The sequence below is a fragment of the Pauljensenia sp. C0254C2 genome (assembly GCF_056583835.1).
Window position 1 is genome coordinate 1 of sequence record NZ_JBWPJO010000002.1, and the last position, 17,376, is coordinate 17,376.

Below are 17,376 nucleotides of genomic sequence, written 5' to 3' on the forward strand. Positions count from 1 at the left end.
TCACCCACTACATCGCTCGGTCGCTGCTCGAAGCCGGAGGGTTTAGACCCGCGCTACACCCTCGTTCGTGAAGAGCCCGTTAAAAGCAAAGTTCGACGCTCTAGGGGTCGCGATCCGTGCAGGAGTCTCCCCAGAATCGGCGGCAACAAGCTTGGGTCTGGATGGCGTCGAGTTTACAGGGGCGGTTCCGGTGAGTTTGCGTATGCCTGAATCGGAAGCAACGGATTTGGAAGAAAAATAGATAGAGCAGGGAGGTCCAGTTGGAGATTCCCAGTAATTTACAGCAGGAACTCGACCGGCTCTGGGCAAACTACCAGCAGGACCTCGACGCGATCACAGAGTACGCGTGCGGCCTCGTCGAGGAGGTTGCCGGCAACGCTGATGACACGCTAGAAGTGATCAAGGACTACACATCCGTAGCGTCACAGGCAGCTAATGAGTATTACGACGCTGTGCGAACCGTGTGGGAAAAAGCAGGCGTTGACCTGCCTGCATTCGAGCACGACAATCTGATCGACCTGAGGCGGGCTCTGCGGCAGGTTCAAGGCGGCTTCTCAAACACCGACTTTAATGGCCTGACCTACAAGCAGGTTATTAGTGGCGAGGTGCACTCGGGGATGACGATTTGGGATCTGCTTCCCGACATTACGAATGTAGATACTGCGCAGCAGCTTGTAGCCGACATGATTCATTCAGCTGCGCGCCTGACGACTCAGCGGAACATGCGCCTGGATCCGACCAGCCCGAGATGGGCGAGGGTACCGAGGGGCGAGACGTGCGAGTTCTGCCTGATGCTCGCGTCGAGAGGGTTCGCGTATACCAGTGAGAAAACGGCTGGACGGGAAATGCAGTATCACTCGGATTGTGATTGCAGGATCGTTCCATCGTGGGGAAAACAGACTTTAGCCGGATATGATCCTGACGGCTTGTATGCGCGGTATAAAGCGTGCGCGGACACTGTTGCGCCTATGACGACGCGCGAACGGTACGACGCGTATAAGAAGACGCTGGCCGCCAGGGGCGGTGAGGAGCTTCGTGACTATGAGTCGTGGAAATGCAGTATCGAGCTTGCTGAGATGCGTTGGCGTGATCGGCACTGGCTCAACACCGGTGAGCTACCAGAAATCACGTTCGCGTCACCGGGGGTCGAGCAGGAGATTCTTAAAGAACGTCCGCATGAGCTACGAACAGCCCAACGATTAAGGCTATGTGGCGTTCAGTGTCACTTCATCGAGGACGAACTGCATATTCGACGTGGAAATGAAACAGTAACTGTTGGATTATCTGATCTTGCTGGCGGTATCGAGCTAAAAACCTTACTTAAAGCGGGTTCCGCGAACACGATTGAATCCCACTTGCGTTCACTGAGAACGAAGAGCGATTGCCGGCGTGTCATATTTGATAACCACGAAAATGACCAAATGGACGATGCTTCTCTCATCGACATACTCACGCGGTCAAAACGATTTGGCAGAGGAAGCGTTTATGTCCTTACCGGGACAGAAAGGCTCATGAAAGTACGATAGGCGTTCAACATGTCACCCTACAGTGTCACACTGAACGCCTAACACCTCGATTATATCACTTGATCGCTCGACTACGCCACCCCCCCTTCAGGCTGGGTGGTTTTTTATGCCCCGCAACCCGCACTCCCATAGTGATTGGAGGAACATGTTCACGAGATTAGAAATGAACAGGCATCGGAACCTGGTATTTGCACTGCCGGACTCGTTGCAAAGCGTAAGGGTGTAGCCAGTTTTTGGGCGAATGCAGTTACGCGGGGTACATGTCCACTTACAAGTCGAGTCCTTTTGGCAACGTGGTTCTAGGATGCCGCGCGAATGCTTGTCGGAGAAGCGCAGGGGCGGTGGCTTTGCCCATCTCAGCGAGCATGTCGATCGCAGTTCCAAGATTGTCGGCGTCGGGGACGAGCGAATACATGTCGGCTAGTGCGTCTTCGAGTGTCATAACGGGCATCCCGTCAATGCGCTCGATGTTCAGGTGTGCGATGTTACGTTGACAGTAGTAGATATGGCGGGCGCGGGTACGGTGCCGGTGGGTTGTGACAAGGCAAGTTTTAGGGTAGGCGTAGTAGGTGAGTCCGTGGAGTTCGAGGGCGCTTTGGGCTGCGACGACGGCTTCGTTTGGGTAGAGCGTGTTTTCGCGCTTCCATGCTTCGACTGCGGGTATAGCTGCGAGCCATGCGGCGTAGGTGTCCTCATACACGATGGGTGGTGTGCCGGCGAATTTATAGACGCCTGATGCAATTCTCTCCAGTCTGCCCAACCTGACTCCGCGAGCGAGTCGGTTGCCAGTGGCGCCTAGGCACGTGGCTTGCACGGCTGTGAACATGCCGTTTTGGTAAGCGGCGAGTTCGGCCAGCTTGGTGCGCATCTCACGCATGGACATGCCGCAATATTACCTATTACGGCATTTTTGCGCCGTATTTCATGATGCTCGGGGTGCCTTGGCGCCCCCTGCAACACGCGCCATGACAGTTGACCGCATGGCACCTTTCGCAACATTTGGTGCTCACGATATGGAAGAGCTTTATCAAAAGATTGGCGAGATTCACGATCACAAAGGGTATATCGCGGCTTCGTTGAAGCCCGGCGGCGTGCAAGTCGGGAGTAAGCCACGGTTCCTGATTCGGCTACTTCTCCCGAAAGGAACCAACGCCGCCGCTATCAGCAAGTTCTCCGTTATTCTCAGCGAGGAAGAGATCCTGATCATACGCGGTGGTAAACCGAAATTGAATAGGATTGTGGATGAGGGCGACAAGAAGGTTGTTCTTGTAAAGTATCTTGGAGGTGAGCAGTAATGATAAGAAAATACGCGTCTCCTTTGCAGGATCCTTGCACATTCCAATGGAATAACCCGCGTCAAATGACGGATGCTGAAATCAAAGCTGAAGAGGAAGAAATGGGTATTTGTATTCCTCGGCCGGGCCCTGAGAAGGACTGGGTAGGGAATAGGGTTTCTGAATGCCTAGATCGTGGTCTGCCTTTCGATACTTCAGATTTGACCAGGGAGTATCGTCGTTTGAAATCTGAAGGTAAGCTCTAAGCGCCTCTTGTTTTAATTTTTGCCCCGCATCGGTGTTGGTGCGGGGTTTTGTTATGCCCACCCTTGTGGCGCTCCGTAAACAGCCCGGAGACCATTGGCTGGACCAACAAGGCTGACGAGCCATAAACGGGAAGAAAGGAACAGACCATGTCTGATTCAACCGCGCCCAGCGAGGGCAACACCGATGTTTCGGAAGAAAACACAGGCGGATTCAAACCGGTCACCATTCAAGAAGACCTCGACCGGATCATCGAAAACCGCCTGGTGAGAGAACGCAAAAAATTGGCTGGTTAACTTAGACTCAGATATTTGTGGCGCGACCGAATGCCTGTCGTTACAACAGAACTTGCAGCGAACCCAGAGCGTGGAACGTGGCCTTCAAAGATCGCATTTCGTCATACATACAAAAGCCATCGCGGTGATGAGCGTGCCAACGTCGCTGAATCTTGGGGAGAGTTCTCGCTCCGTGCGCGGTATCAGTGTTTGCCGAAGGTTGCTACCTTATTGGTTTGTCATCTCGAAGAGTTGTTTCCCGTATGTCGCGTGATACGGGAGCTGTTGGATGTTCGATGCCGCATGCGACCTGCCCAACGCAAGGAGGCAGGTCAAAGTCGATTAACTCTCGTGAGTTTCAGTTGAGGAGGTCGAGCAATTTACGTCCGCTTGACTCCATCGAGGTTCACCACCGGATGATTGATTGCCTCTGAGGCAAAAGTCCGTGGGAGTCTGTCCCAATGTGCGAGTAACAATCTCTTGCGGATCTAGTTTCAGCTCGTGAAAACAAGTGGGGAGAAGCGCGGCAGGTGGTCGAAGCATGGTCCTCCGATCGAGTGTGCCGTCAACGGGTCAAGGTCGATGAGGGGCTTTTGAGTCAACGGGTCAAGGTAAGAGCGCTGAATGCACGTCTCGTGTAGAAGGAAGACCCCGACTTTTTGGCACCATCATGCGGTTCTCACATGATGAGACTCTTAGCGAGGTCTCTCTTACCTCGACCGGTTGATCGCCAGCCCTCCGGCTACTTTGACCGGTTGATCTCTACCTTGACCGGTTGATCGCAAACCATCAGGCTACCTTGAGTGGCTGATCGGGAGCCCTCCGGCTGTCTCGACCAGCGGCTCCAACCTCGACTGCAAGCTTCAGCCTGTGACTACTGTGTGTCTAAAAAAGCCTTCAAGGTGGCCCGAAACCGGGCGTAATTTGCAGTCACACGCGTAGGCACGAGCTACAGCGAAACCCTGTCATGCCAACGAAAAACCCCGCCGTTCCAACGAAACAGCGGGGCATTTGCGGAGACGGCGGGATTTGAACCCGCGAGGGGCGTGAACCCCTACCTCCTTAGCAGGGAGGCGCACTCGACCGGACTATGCGACGTCTCCAAGTACCGCTTGAGTCTACCGGGCTTGCGCCCGTGCCACAAATACGCAGACTCACGATCCGGGCAAACTTCCCGGCGCGGCGGCACGTAGCTGGAAAAAATCCCGAAAACAGTGATCACCGAGGTGAAGCGCCATTTTCGGGAAATCCCGCGGAGGGCAAGGGATTCGAACCCCTGGTGCCATTGCTGACACAACGGTTTTCAAGACCGTCACCTTCGGCCGCTCGGTCAGCCCTCCCAGCCCGCCTAGTGTACCTGTTCGGGCGCGCAGATGAAAATCTGAAACAGCAGTGAAACACGTAACGATGTCAACACCACGGCACCACTAACGCGCTGGTCCCCTCGTCAATGATGATGACGAACGAGGGTGACCCACCCGCATCACGCGCCGCGCGCGAAAGTCGAACTGGCCTACCAGCGATGCTTGAAAATGTTCCACGAACGCCGATCCGTAGGTGCTTCCTCCGGATGATCCAGAAGACCGCGCGAAATTGCCGAGGCAAACGGCGGCCACAGCGGCACGCGTGACATCAACAATGTCTGGATTGCGTGGTACACATCCAGGCGTGAGGCGATCGGCTCGGAAGCCGGTTCGTTGTTCTCATCCAGCGCGCGAATCCACCTGCCAGGAGACAAGATCAGGTAGTCGTTGATGAAGTCGAGCCAGGAACGGTGACAGTGCTCGTAGCTCTCCACCTCAGCAGGGTTGACACCGTCATCGAGCATTGCGCGGCGAATCGCCAGCGCAGCGCACACACCTTCGCACACGACCCACTGCAGGTGGTGCGTATCCACAGGCTCGCCATCTGCGGACACGGTCAGTGCGAAACCGGGCTTTCCGTTGCGCCGCCATCCATCAACGCGGGCGCGGTGGAAAAGCTCCTGTGCCATTTCGAACAGGTAATCCGGCTGCTGGCGACCCATCGAGCGCAGTGCGGCGCGAATATGGACAGCCAGGCGCGCCCACTGCATCGAGTGGCCGATGACGTAGCCGGTGTACACGCGCCGACCGTCGTCAAAACCGGAGGGGACATGATCCAGCGGTTTCCATTGCGCGTCGTAGTATTCGGGCAGGCGCCAGTTGTGAGACGACGCCTGCTCGTTGACGAACTGCGCGATCACTTCGGCGCGTTCAATCCACAGTGGATCGGTTGTGGCCTCAGCCGCTGAAAGGTAAGCCTCGGCGGTGTGCAGCAGGCAATCCATCGCATGCAGACGGTCGGTCGGCTTATGGTCAGCGGTCAGCGAATCGTGCACCAACCCGTTCTTGTCCAGCCAGAACCGCTCCTGATCGTGCAGCGCAGCGTTGAGAAGTTCAAGCGCGCCGGGCCTGTTGGCGACTGTGGCCGCGGAAGCCGCCAGAATCAGGAACGCGTGGTGGAACTGCGACTTCATATCGGCGTAGGGGCCTTCCCACGGGACCGCGTTGCCCTCAGCATCCAGGTCGTGTGTGAGGCCGGTGAACCAGCCGCCCTGAGCCTCATCCACAAAATGTGTCGACAGGCAGTGGATCCCGTGGTCTGCGAAGCGACGGCAACCGGGGATTCCCATCAGGACACCCAACGAGTACACGTAGGTCATGCGCGAGGTGACCGCGAGCTCCACTGGTCGGGTCGTGTCAGCGTCCCCCTCCGTGGTCAGGTGAGCAAACCCGGTGGATGCCATCGTGCATTTCGCCTCTTCCAGGAGGGCGCGCATTTGTGCCGATAGCCAGTTATTGTGTTCAACTGAACCAATCCAACCCATTGTCTTCGTTAACCTCCAATGGCACTGATGAGCCTCTATCGCGTCATTGCCTTTTCGTCGTAGAGTGGTTGTTATCAGTACTCAGCCTACCGTCTCAGTGGAGTTCAGATGCCTACTGTCATCAATACGTTCAACGCGTCGTCACCTTTGGCCAACACCGGCGCAACTGTACTGCCGTACGTTCTGATTGGCCTCCTGCTGGTTGTCCTCGCCATCGCCGCGTTGCTGTGGGCGCGCAATTCGCGTCGCCAGCAGGCTGAGCAGGCTGCCGCAGCCAAGCCGGTCGTTCCGCCGGCACACACTGACGAGGCAGGCTCCACCGCCGCTGATGCAACCGATGCTGCAGGCGGAGCAGTTGCTGCTGATGAGAACCTTGATTCAGGTGAATCCTCCCTGGAAACGCCTATTAATCCCACTGATGGAGATGATCCGGCAACCAAGTAGGCACGTGCCGAAAGCTGAAATAGGGCGACAGGTGGCACCGATCAGTGACACACTGGAGTCATGCATGAAAGAGCTGGCACAGTTGCCCTACCAGAAGACCTGATCGACGTTCAAGAACTTCTTTCCGCGTATTACGACATTGAGCCGGATGTCAGCAATCCGGACCAACGCGTCGTGTTCGGAACTTCCGGGCACCGTGGATCCTCACTCGATGGCGCATTCAATGAGGCGCACATCGTCGCGATCACCGCGGCCATCGTGGAGTATCGCGAAAGCCAGGGATATAACGGCCCGCTGTTCATTGCGCGCGATACTCACGCGCTGTCCGAGCCTGCATGGAAAACCGCCGTTGAGGTGCTTGCCGCTGCAGGCGTGCAGATCAAGGTTGACGAGCGTCATTCCTACACGCCGACCCCCGCGTTGTCCCTGGCCGTGCTCAATGCGAACGGTGCGCCCGAAAATCTACGCACCAGTGGTGACGGACTGGCTGACGGCATCGTCATCACCCCATCCCACAATCCGCCGCGCGACGGTGGCTTCAAGTACAACCCGCCTCACGGTGGCCCGGCTGACACGGATGCCACCTCGTGGATCGCGCAGCGAGCCAACGAGCTCCTTGAAAAAGGATGGCGCTCCATCCCGCGCGTCCTCGACACTGACCTGTACAGCCACGAATGTGTGGGCACATTCGACTTCCTGGCGAACTACGTGCGCCAGCTCGACACGATCATCGACATGGATGCAATCCGCGAAGCGAAGATCCGCATCGGAGCAGACCCGCTGGGTGGCGCCTCGGTGGACTACTGGGCGGCAATCGCTGAACAGTACGATCTGGACCTGACGGTGGTCAACCCGAAAGTCGACCCGGCCTGGTCGTTCATGACGCTGGACTGGGACGGCAAGATCCGCATGGACTGTTCATCTCCCTACGCGATGGCTTCCCTGCGTGATCAGATGACGCCCGATGCCAACGGGCACACCCCCTACGACATCGCCACCGGCAATGATGCAGATTCAGACCGTCACGGCATTGTGACCGCTGACGGCCTGATGAACCCGAACCACTACCTGGCGGTCGCCATCGAATACCTGCTGACGCACCGCCCCGGATGGTCAGAGTCCACAGCGATCGGTAAGACCCTGGTGTCCTCCTCCCTTATTGACCGTGTTGTCCAATCACTGGATCGCACGCTGATCGAGGTACCCGTGGGCTTCAAGTATTTCGTGCCCGGACTGTTGGACGGGTCAGTGGGCTTCGGCGGTGAGGAATCGGCCGGAGCTTCGTTCCTGCGTAAAGACGGCACCGTGTGGACCACCGACAAGGACGGCATCATCCTGGCGTTGCTCGCCTCGGAAATCATGGCGGTGACAGGCAAGTCGCCCTCGCACATTCACGTTGAGCAGGTGGAACGCTTCGGCGCCTCGTCGTACGCGCGTGTCGATGCGCCCGCGAACCGGGAGCAGAAAGACAAGCTGAAGAACCTGGCTGCTGACGATGTGAGCGCAACGGAGCTGGCGGGCGACCCGATTACCGCGAAACTGGTGCGCGCACCGGGCAACGATGCGGCAATCGGCGGCCTGAAGGTGACCACTGACTACGCGTGGTTTGCTGCCCGCCCGTCAGGAACCGAGGATGTGTACAAGATTTACGCCGAATCGTTCAAGGGCGATGACCACCTTGCGAAGGTTCAGGACGCTGCGCGTGACGTGGTGAGCGAAGCACTCACGTAAGGCTTGATGCGGCGCTGCTGCACGCTGCCGGAAGATTGGAATGAAGGTGAGGCGGGCCCGGCCTGCAAACTTGCCGGCAGAGCAGTGATTCTATACCCGTCTGGGTGACGAATCTGGCCAAAAATGGTGGTGCTGACCCGCCTGCAGACGGTTAGGATAGTGAATCGTGCTCTCGAATTACGCTGATTTGCTGCGCATCCGAGGGGCATGGAAATTCTCACTGGCTGGTATGGTGCTGCGCGCACCCATGTCATTGATGGGAATCTCAACGATTCTGCTGGTCAAAGGCATGTACGGCAACTACACGCTTGCGGGCGCGGTCAGTGCAATCTCCGTCGTCTCCTTGTCGATCTGCGCCCCGATACTTGCCCGCCTGGTCGATCAACGCGGCCAGGCTGTGATTATGGTGCCGTCCCTGGTGGTGTCGGCACTTGCGACCATCGGACTGTTTGGTGCCGCCGTCCTGCACGCCCCTTCGTGGGTGTTGTTCATCTTCGCCGGGCTGTCCGGCGCAACGTGGGGTTCACCCGGTGCACTGGTACGTGCCCGCTGGGCAAAAGTGGTGCGCACGCCGAAACAGCTCACCACCGCGTACGCATTTGAAGCTGCAGTTGACGAGGTTGTCTTTGTCATCGGACCGATCGTTGCCACGCTGCTGGGAACAGCGCTCCATCCGGGGACGGGTCTGATTTTGTCGGTGTTCTTCATCATCGTCGGCTCAATCGGGTTCTTTCCGCAGCGCGCCAGCGAGCCGACCCCGACTCCGAAAATCAAGGGCGTGCGCCAGCCGACCGTCCTTCTCAACCCTGTCATCATCATCCTGGTGCTCACCTTCATCGGTGCGGGCGTCATGTTCGGTGCGAACGATGTGGCAGTGGTGGCCTTCACCGAAGAGCACGCTCACCCTGAGCTTGCCGGTGTGCTGCTCGGCTTCTTCGCAATGGGGTCGTTCACGGCTGCACTGTTCTACGGTGCACGTCACTGGACCACTGCGCTGTGGAAACTCTTTGCCATCGGAATCTTGGCACTCGCCATCGGTGTGTCAACATTCCTGCTGGCGCACTCCCTGCTTGCCCTTGGCGTGGCAATGCTCGTGACGGGACTGGCAATCGCGCCGACCATGACGAACGTCAATGCGATTGTGTCGAAAGTCGTAGCCTCCTCACAGCTCACTGAGGGATTGACGTGGATGTCCACGGCAATGAATATCGGTGTGTCGGTGGGGGCGACGCTGGGTGGCCGCGTGATCGATGCGTCCGGCGCTCACGGCGGCTTCCTCGTTACCGTGTCCTTTGGGTGGGTGATGGTCGCGGTCATGCTGATCGGACTGCCCAGGTTGCGTCGCGACGTGCTGCGCGCTGAAGCCGAACCACTGATCGCAGACTCGTCAAAAGACGAAGGCGCAGACTCAGACACGGCCTCGAGCTCACCCGAGGAGCCAGCCTCCCAAGAACCAGCGTCCAACGGGCAGACGCCTGACGATCACACTTCCAACGATTCTCACAGTGAGGGTGACCCACATTAAAGTGTGCGCCATGAGCGCACGTGGATAAGCTAGTGACAGATCCTGTTGATCCTGTTGACCTGTGAAAGGGACCTGACATGGCTGTCACTCCAACACCGTCCGCACCCACGCTGCGCATCCCGTCCGAGGGAATCACCGTCGATATCGATGATCCCGACGGCCAGATGTTCATGCTGGACCGCTCCCTTCAAGGCTGTGTCTCACTGGCATTCAGCACGCAGATCGACAAGGAACATCCGGGCGATGTTTTCCTGGACGGCTCCCCAACCCCGTACGTGCTGGCTGACGTTCTGGCTATCCGGGGCGTGACCCACCTGGGGATCACAGTATTCGGCGTGCTCACCCAGCGAGGAACGTGCCACCGCGTCACGGTCCGGGGATTTCGCGACCTGAACGGCACGGTGATGGAACCGACCAGCTTCACGCTGACCACCCTGCCCGACACTGCCCCCGATCCAGCGTTCGCACACCACGACGCCATCGCCCTGCGCGCCGCCGAAGAAGGAATCGTCTTGCTGGAAAACCGGCGCAACACGTTGCCGCTGCCTTCGGGCACACTCAACCTGTTCGGAGCAGGCGTGCACGCCTTCCGCACCGCCATCGTCGGGGCAGGCAGGATCAACCCGCGTTACACGGTGCGGCTGCGTGATGCCATCGAAGCATCCGACACGTTCACTCTCAACGAGGAACTGGCCTGTTTCTACCGCACCGGAACCAACGATCTGCCACCACGTGACCTGCGTGATCGCGCCCGCGCACTGTCCGACACCGGCATTATCGTGCTCACCCGCCCCTGCGGAGAAAACACGGACAACAGCTCAGATGAGGCAGAATTCAGACTTGACAGCGCCGAGGACACGCTCGTGCGCACTGTATGCGACCTGTTCGACCGCAACGTCGTCATCTTGAACACTCCGTACCCCATTGACGTGTCCTTCATGGACACCTACCCGGTCGATGCGCTCATCCTTGCAGGAGTGGGAGGTATGCTGGCCGGCCCCGCCATCGAACGCGTCCTGTCGGGCGCAGTGAACCCCTCTGGCCGCCTGTCAGATTCGTGGCCACGGGCACTCGCGGACCTGCCCGCCGACGTCAACTTCTACGACTGTGCAGGTGGAAAGACGCGCTACAACGCCGAACACCGCACATGGATCGACACGGCGTACGAAGAAGGCATCTATGTGGGCTACCGCTTCTATTCCACATTCGACGCCGAGCCGGCCTACCCATTTGGCTACGGACTCAGCTACACCACATTCGACCTGACGCCCTCGGCAACGATCAACAGTGACGAGGGGGGCCACCCGCATGCGCAAATCGATGTGACAGTGACGAATACGGGGGAGCGTGCCGGCCGGGACGTCGTCCAGGCCTACGTGCGCAAGCCACATGAGCGGATCGAAACACCTGAACGTGAACTCGTGGCATTTGCGAAAACGCCACTCCTTGAGCCAGGTGAATCACATGTCGTGCACCTGGACGTTGGCGCTGACCGCCTGAGTGTGTGGGATGAAGAGGTGTCCAGCTGGATCGTGACGGAAGGTGAGTACACCCTGTTTGTCGGACACGACGCGGCCGATGCCGGCCAGACCTGCCAGTTCCGTCTTGACGCTGACCGGGTTCTTGCCCACGGGCACCCAGTAATGCGCGCACCTGAGCCGGTCACTGCGCTTTCACGGCGCGATCCGTCCCACACCTGGCCTCAGGGCACGCGCAGCGGAATCAGGGATACTCCCGGTTTTATCCCCGTGCGCCATGTCCCCTCGCGTGACGGACTGGAGGAAGCCCTGCCTTCTGACACCCCAGTCACATTTGACGACGTGGCGGCAGGGCGGGCCACGGCAGCTGACCTGGCCAGACAGCTCGACGTGGATCAGTGTGTGCGGCTGCTGGTGTGTTCGCGAGACGACTGGGGGATGGAAGGGACAGGCGCTGCCGGCATCATGGCCACCGTCGCGGGCGTTGACCTGCCTGAATTCGTAGTGGCTGACGGCAATTCCGGTGTCAACATCAGGAAACCGAACATCGGGATGCCGACGACGGTCGTCCTCGCCTCCACATTTGACGTGGATCTTGCTGAGGAAGTCGGTCGGGTGATCGGCCAGGAAGCCCACGCCAACCGGATTGACGTGATCCTGGCACCGGCCATGAATCTGCATCGCCACCCCCTGTGCGGGCGCCACCCTGAATACTTTTCGGAAGATCCGTATCTGACTGGCATGATGGCGGGGCATTTTGCGAAGGGCCTGGAAAGCGGGGGAGTGGGTGCCTGCTACAAGCACTTCCTGGCGAACAACGCTGAAGCCTCCCGCAAACGCAACCAGTCGCTGATTCCGGAGCGTGCGCTGCGTGAACTGTACTTGAAATCCTTCGAAGTCGCGATCGGCGTGCACCCGGCCGCAACGCTGATGACCAGTTACAACGGCGTCAACGGGTGTCACACCGCTGCAGATACCGAACTGCTGGAGACGATTATCCGAGGCGAGTGGGGCTGGCGCGGCATGATCATGACCGATTGGACCTCCTACGACACGTGCCCGGTTGACATGATGGTGCCTGCAGGCACCAACTGGATCACTCCGGCCTCCCCGGATGACACTTTCACGGCTCCGATTGTGCGCGCGGTGCGCGAAGGACGAGTGGGCGAATCAGTCGTTCGGAGGGCAACCGCGGAACTCATTGGTACGCTGGTAACCGTTCGCGCCCTCGCCTCGCAGGCTGATTCGCGTCTCAGTGAGCACAACACGAAAGGTGAATCCGACGATTAAACCGGACACAGGGGATCAACCCGACAGCCTGCACACAGGGGATGCCCGCCGCGAGAACCAGGGTGCCCGCGCCACATTCGCGCCTTTGTTGCGCGCAGTGAATACGGTGAGCGAATTCGCCTCCACCGGCTTGGCGCATGCACTGGCCTTCGGAGGTTTCTATCCCTCCGTCGTCGGATTCGGAGGGTACGGCTCTGCAACGCAGGTGCGCATCCTGGCGCGCGCCCTCATGAGCCGCACAGATGATCAGCGTCGATGGCTGGCCGAAAGGCGCGGCTGGCGACAGTTCTTCGACGCGCAGGTGCCACGCCAACCCGCCCTGATCACCGTGGGAAAGGCGCGCGTCATCTGCTTCGCAAACGCGGAAGGCTACATCGACCTGACACTGAGCGACCATGGACTTGCGCCCGGCTGGCATGACGCGTGGATTCAGGTTCTGCACGCCGGCGACGTGGCACACCTGGGAATTGTCGAGGGCGACGCTCCGATTCTGCATCACGTGCGCAACGAACATACGCACACCGATGTCACGCCCACTGCGGAGCGCCGCCGACTGCGCACTCAGCTTTCACGCGAACAACGGGCAGTTCTTCAGCGCATCAATGCCATCCCCACCATGCCGTCAGGCCAGCAGGTGTTCGTCACTGCAGGTAAGGAACTGTACCAGCTGGTGCCGGAGAATCTTTCCTCAACGGCTGGCGGCCACCTGTCCTACATTGAGCATCTTGTCTTGACGGCAAGTGAGCCCGACAGGAAAGACACGCCTGAGCGTGAGAAGCGTTCGGGCAGAATTCGTGCTGGCCAGCCCGTCGCCGTTAAAGTCCGCATCATCGGTGATGATGAGCGGGTCGGGGTCGTCTCTGACCTGGATGACACGGTGCTGGTGTCGATGCTGCCACGTATGGCAATAGCGCTGCGGCACGCCCTCGTCGATCGTTTTTCGTCACGTCAGTCGGTGCCGGGAATGATGCGCCTGCTCAACGAACTGGCTGAAGGTGACCAGCACGCTGAGGCGATTAACCGGCCGCACGCTCCCGTTATCTACCTGTCGACCGGTGCGTGGAACGTGTTGCCCGCAATGCGGGACTTCCTGGGGCGGATGGGCTTCCCTGAGGGAGCATTTTTGATGACTGACTGGGGGCCGTCCGCCAATACATGGTTCCGTTCGGGCCGTGAACACAAACGGCGCGAACTGCAGCGCGTGGTCACTGAACTTCCGAACGTTCGATGGTTCCTGGTGGGAGACGACGGGCAACACGACCCGGAAATCTATGCGGACTTTGCCCGCAAATATCCGGAACGTGTTGCCGGGATCGCCATCCGATCACTGACTCAGTTTGAGCAAATGCTTTCGCACGGCACGTTGACGCCGCTTCGGCCCGAAGCACTCCATGACATCCCGGAAGATATCGACGTGTGGTACGGGCCGAACGGCTTCAACCTCCTTGCTCAAATGCGTCGCGATCAGCGTTAGTGTCGCCGCCGCGATGCTGCCAGCCCTGCAGCTCCGGCCACGCCGAACGCTGCGAGCATGATGAGTGCGCTACCTGACGCGCCGGTTCGTGCGACGCCACCTGGTCGGCCGGCTGCGTTCGGATCGCCCTGATCGGCGTCGCCGCCACGCTGCCCATCCTGATCGCCGGGCTTCTTGTCGGTATCCGGCTTGGGTGTGGGCGTGTCACCGGCCTTCTTTGCCACTATCGGGTAGGCCCACGCGTTGACAGTGTCACCGTTGCGGTAGGACACCAGCAGGTGAACGTCGGTACCCAGTGCTGCGCGAATCTCATCGGTCAGCTCGATCGTCATGTCGGTGCTCCCCACGTCGGCCTGAGCGCTGGCCAGGAGCCTGCCACCCATATTCGGCTGCCACGGCATCGCTGCCCCGTCATCAGGTGAACATGCGTCGAAGTTGTGCGCGGAGTTCGCGCAGCTGGACGTCCACACCGGAATGAAGGACGGATCCCCTTTCCACAGGAAGGCGCGCGCCGTGCCGGCCTGAGTTCCCGACAGCGGAACGCGGATGGCCTCGGCATCGATACTCGGAGCCACGGTGACATCGGCGGCGGGCATCAGACCTGCAATCGGCACGCCTCGTGTAGCGGACTGGAACACCGTTTGAGGTGAATCAATACTGTCCAGCGCGCTGTCAGGAATGATGGGATCGCCAGCTTCATGGGAACGGTCCGTCGGAGGCTCGTACCCGTCCAGGTAGGCGTGACCCCACCGGTACGGCTCAGACTGCTGAGATCCGAAAGCCGACCAGGCCAGACGGGTCTGGCCAACGAAGTCAGGCGTATCGGAATCGTACGGCGTGATGTTGAAGCCCAGGTAGGTCGGGTTGACAGCATTGCTGGCCTGATCTCCGGTCGGTGCAGTGGACGTGGGGCCAATTGCTGCCGGCAGGTTTGCCAACGGCAGTTTGACTTCCAGCTTGTAGTGTCCATCCGTGTAGGCACCCGAATCGTCACGTGGGGCAAATGCCTTGACTTCAACGTCGGGAGCGTTCAGGCCACCCTCGATAGTTTCCGCCAAAGGTCCTGTGGAGAATCCTTGATGATGGTCAGCGTCACGCGACCAGCATGGGCCGTTCGCGCCGTTGCCGTTCCGGCCGTCAGGGTCGTCAGTGAATGGGAAAACACCGAGCTTGAACGTGGTGGACGTGTCGTTGGACGGTGCGAGCGGGTCGAGCAGGAATTCGACGGAGTCAACCAGCCAGTGACCGAAGCAGCGGTCAGGTGTTGCCGCCGCTGAGGCCTGCTCGTCGACCACATCGACCAGAGCGTACAGCGCATCGTCGTACCATCCCAGCCATGCCTGTGACGTGCCGCCGCAGTCAGCCTCGGAGGAGCACTCCTCGCCTTCCCACCGTGCGGCAACGCTGATCGGCGTGCTGCCGTAGGCTGACGCGTCACCATCCAGAGCAGGGGCCTTCGCCAACTTGGGGATCACCGTTGTCGGCACGACATTCAGTTCGAGCTTCTCGGTCGAAACCGATGTTCCAGCGGTTGTGGTGGCTGTGACCTCGTCAATCGTGTTGCCGACGGCAGCAGGATCAGTGTGAGTGAGAATGAACTCCACCGTCACCGTCTTACCCGGTGCGACCGCATCGAATGATTGTGACGGCTGGTTGAGTGCATATCCTTCCGGAACCGTTAGCTCCACCGTGCCACTTTGCGCTTCACTGGAACGGTTTGTGACGGTCACGGGAACCGTGATCGATTCACCTGCACCGATAGCGCGCCGCGCCGGTGACTGGCCGTAGACAAAGACGTTGTAATCTTCGGTCCACTGATCGTAGTAGGCGGCGTTGCCGGCACGCGTGAAGCGGCCGTTGACCGGGGCCACCACGTCAACATGGGTTTCGTTGTAGCCCGTCATCTCGGCTGAATCTGAGGCGAAACGGATCGGCAGACGCATCGTGCCGAGGGCACTGGAGTCAGGGGCGGTCACAGTGAACGTGACATCGGTTGAGTCACCGGACGCCAGTTCACCTGTTGCCTGTTTGTCGCTGACGGTCCACCCCTCGGGGACGTCAATCGAGACGGTGCCGGCCGGAATTGCTTGCTCGCCAGCCACGAGCGTGACAGTGACGTCGACCGATTCACCGGGAGCTACCATCTGGGCTTCCGGTGATCCATACATCAGTGTGCCCAGTGGCATGCCGCTGGGGTCGGGCAGGGATGCGCCGAAGAGGATGGAACGATCATCGCCGCCACCTTCGGTGCCGTTTTCCTGCATCGGTACCCACGACCTACCCACCAGGAAGCGTGTACATCGATTGTCGACAACGGTCTTTTCCATCAGGCGGGCCTGAGTGGCGTGAGCCTTGGCGTTTTCACCGCCAACCTGCGCCCAGGTCTTGGGTGTTCCGGCAGGCTGTCCCTGCACGTTGCCTTCCACCCACGTGTACTCAGATTCGTATCCTGTCCACGTTCCGGCCACGGTGTAGGGACGTCCCTCGATTCCGGCGTAGCCAGCCAGACAGTTGGCCTGATCAGGCAGCTTGGTGGTGTTGCCAAAGTCAAAGACGTATTCGGTGACTTTCTTGACCTGCCAGGGCTGAACCGCGTTGGGTCCGCTGAGCTGTTCAGGGAAACGGTTGGGATCAGCAGCTGCCTGCGCCACTTCCCATGCCAACATCGAGGCGGCCTGATGGTTGCCGTGACCTGCGTCGAAGGAGGCGGGCCATGTCACCAGGATCTCGGGTCGGGTCTCACGCACAACCTGTGTGGCCCGGCGCAACGTTTCGTCATGGTTCCACAGCTGGTGAGTCAGCGGCGCGGACGTGTTGTAGAAGAAGTCCACCCGGTCAAGGAAGTACACATCAACTGTGCCGTCACGTACGTGCGCCGCACGGTCTTCGTTTTCACGTCGCAGGCCCAGGTCCGGCCCGGCTTCGGAGCCGACTGAATTGGAGCCGCCCTCGCCGCGCGTGGTCAGCATAATGCCGCAGCGTACATCGGCAAGATCACCCCACACGCCACACGGTGCACTGAAGGACGCGTCATCATCGGGGTGCGCCCACACGCCCAGGACATCGAGTTTTGTTGGATCACTGGTTGAGGAGGTTTGGGCGTGGCCGAATGCCCATTCAGGTGCCTCAGACGAGGGTGCCGCGAGGGACGGCGTCGCATACATCATTCCTGGGACCAGAAGCGCACACGCCCCTGCGAGCGCGACCGATCTGAGTAGGTGCTTCATTGCAAATTCTCCAGTTCTTT

At 59.4% G+C, this 17,376-nt stretch carries 12 protein-coding genes and 2 tRNA genes; 9 read left to right on the top strand and 5 right to left on the bottom strand.

The features are described from left to right. Positions 1 to 260: 260 nt before the first annotated feature. Positions 261 to 1,526 carry a VG15 protein gene (locus AC1DA5_RS01580; RefSeq protein ID WP_058237554.1) on the top strand — a complete coding sequence of 422 codons (1,266 nt, stop codon included), beginning with the start codon at positions 261 to 263 and terminating at the stop codon, positions 1,524 to 1,526. A gap of 268 nt (positions 1,527 to 1,794) precedes the next feature. On the opposite strand, the gene AC1DA5_RS01585 is transcribed toward AC1DA5_RS01580, so the two are convergent. Further along, on the bottom strand, positions 1,795 to 2,409 hold the full coding sequence (locus AC1DA5_RS01585; protein ID WP_058237553.1) for a type IV toxin-antitoxin system AbiEi family antitoxin domain-containing protein: 615 nt from the start codon (positions 2,407 to 2,409) through the stop codon (positions 1,795 to 1,797). Between the two features lie 97 nt (positions 2,410 to 2,506). Between AC1DA5_RS01585 and AC1DA5_RS01590 the strand changes: the two genes are divergently transcribed. The 3 genes from AC1DA5_RS01590 (at position 2,507) to AC1DA5_RS01600 (ending at position 3,360) form a co-directional block, all read left to right on the top strand. After that, the gene (locus tag AC1DA5_RS01590) at positions 2,507 to 2,821 is read left to right on the top strand and encodes an ADP-ribosyltransferase (RefSeq protein ID WP_058237552.1); all 315 of its coding nucleotides are present in this window, start codon (positions 2,507 to 2,509) and stop codon (positions 2,819 to 2,821) included. A gap of 65 nt (positions 2,822 to 2,886) precedes the next feature. Then, positions 2,887 to 3,066 carry a hypothetical protein gene (locus tag AC1DA5_RS01595; RefSeq protein WP_154955724.1) on the top strand — a complete coding sequence of 60 codons (180 nt, stop codon included), beginning with the start codon at positions 2,887 to 2,889 and terminating at the stop codon, positions 3,064 to 3,066. A 147-nt stretch (positions 3,067 to 3,213) separates the two neighbouring features. Beyond that, positions 3,214 to 3,360 (top strand): hypothetical protein, encoded by a 147-nt coding sequence (locus tag AC1DA5_RS01600; RefSeq protein ID WP_157843526.1) that lies wholly within the window; start codon positions 3,214 to 3,216, stop codon positions 3,358 to 3,360. 993 nt (positions 3,361 to 4,353) lie between these two features. On the opposite strand, the gene AC1DA5_RS01605 is transcribed toward AC1DA5_RS01600, so the two are convergent. The 3 genes from AC1DA5_RS01605 to AC1DA5_RS01615 all read right to left on the bottom strand — a co-directional run bounded on the left by AC1DA5_RS01605 (position 4,354) and on the right by AC1DA5_RS01615 (position 6,187). Beyond that, positions 4,354 to 4,442: transfer RNA gene (locus tag AC1DA5_RS01605), tRNA-Ser, on the bottom strand. 150 nt (positions 4,443 to 4,592) lie between these two features. Continuing rightward, positions 4,593 to 4,679, bottom strand: a tRNA-Ser gene (locus tag AC1DA5_RS01610). 173 nt (positions 4,680 to 4,852) lie between these two features. Further along, complete coding sequence (locus AC1DA5_RS01615; protein ID WP_058237551.1) at positions 4,853 to 6,187, bottom strand: AGE family epimerase/isomerase; 1,335 nt, start codon at positions 6,185 to 6,187, stop codon at positions 4,853 to 4,855. A 108-nt stretch (positions 6,188 to 6,295) separates the two neighbouring features. On the opposite strand from AC1DA5_RS01615, the gene AC1DA5_RS01620 reads away from it, so the two are divergent. The 5 genes from AC1DA5_RS01620 to AC1DA5_RS01640 all read left to right on the top strand — a co-directional run bounded on the left by AC1DA5_RS01620 (position 6,296) and on the right by AC1DA5_RS01640 (position 14,129). Further along, positions 6,296 to 6,631: an LPXTG cell wall anchor domain-containing protein gene (locus AC1DA5_RS01620; RefSeq protein WP_480289078.1), complete on the top strand. Its 336-nt coding sequence runs from the start codon at positions 6,296 to 6,298 to the stop codon at positions 6,629 to 6,631. 60 nt (positions 6,632 to 6,691) lie between these two features. After that, positions 6,692 to 8,362 carry a phosphoglucomutase (alpha-D-glucose-1,6-bisphosphate-dependent) gene (pgm, locus tag AC1DA5_RS01625; protein WP_058237549.1) on the top strand — a complete coding sequence of 557 codons (1,671 nt, stop codon included), beginning with the start codon at positions 6,692 to 6,694 and terminating at the stop codon, positions 8,360 to 8,362. A 166-nt stretch (positions 8,363 to 8,528) separates the two neighbouring features. Further along, positions 8,529 to 9,887 carry an MFS transporter gene (locus AC1DA5_RS01630; protein ID WP_117394379.1) on the top strand — a complete coding sequence of 453 codons (1,359 nt, stop codon included), beginning with the start codon at positions 8,529 to 8,531 and terminating at the stop codon, positions 9,885 to 9,887. A 77-nt stretch (positions 9,888 to 9,964) separates the two neighbouring features. Beyond that, the gene (locus tag AC1DA5_RS01635) at positions 9,965 to 12,655 is read left to right on the top strand and encodes a beta-glucosidase (RefSeq protein ID WP_058237548.1); all 2,691 of its coding nucleotides are present in this window, start codon (positions 9,965 to 9,967) and stop codon (positions 12,653 to 12,655) included. Further along, positions 12,621 to 14,129 (top strand): App1 family protein, encoded by a 1,509-nt coding sequence (locus AC1DA5_RS01640; RefSeq protein WP_371935776.1) that lies wholly within the window; start codon positions 12,621 to 12,623, stop codon positions 14,127 to 14,129. The genes AC1DA5_RS01635 and AC1DA5_RS01640 overlap by 35 nt, the downstream gene beginning before the upstream one ends. Here AC1DA5_RS01640 and AC1DA5_RS01645 read toward each other — a convergent pair. After that, a complete protein-coding gene (locus AC1DA5_RS01645; protein WP_082628624.1) occupies positions 14,126 to 17,356 on the bottom strand; it encodes a PIG-L family deacetylase in 3,231 nt (1,076 codons plus the stop codon). The genes AC1DA5_RS01640 and AC1DA5_RS01645 overlap by 4 nt on opposite strands. Positions 17,357 to 17,376: the final 20 nt, after the last annotated feature.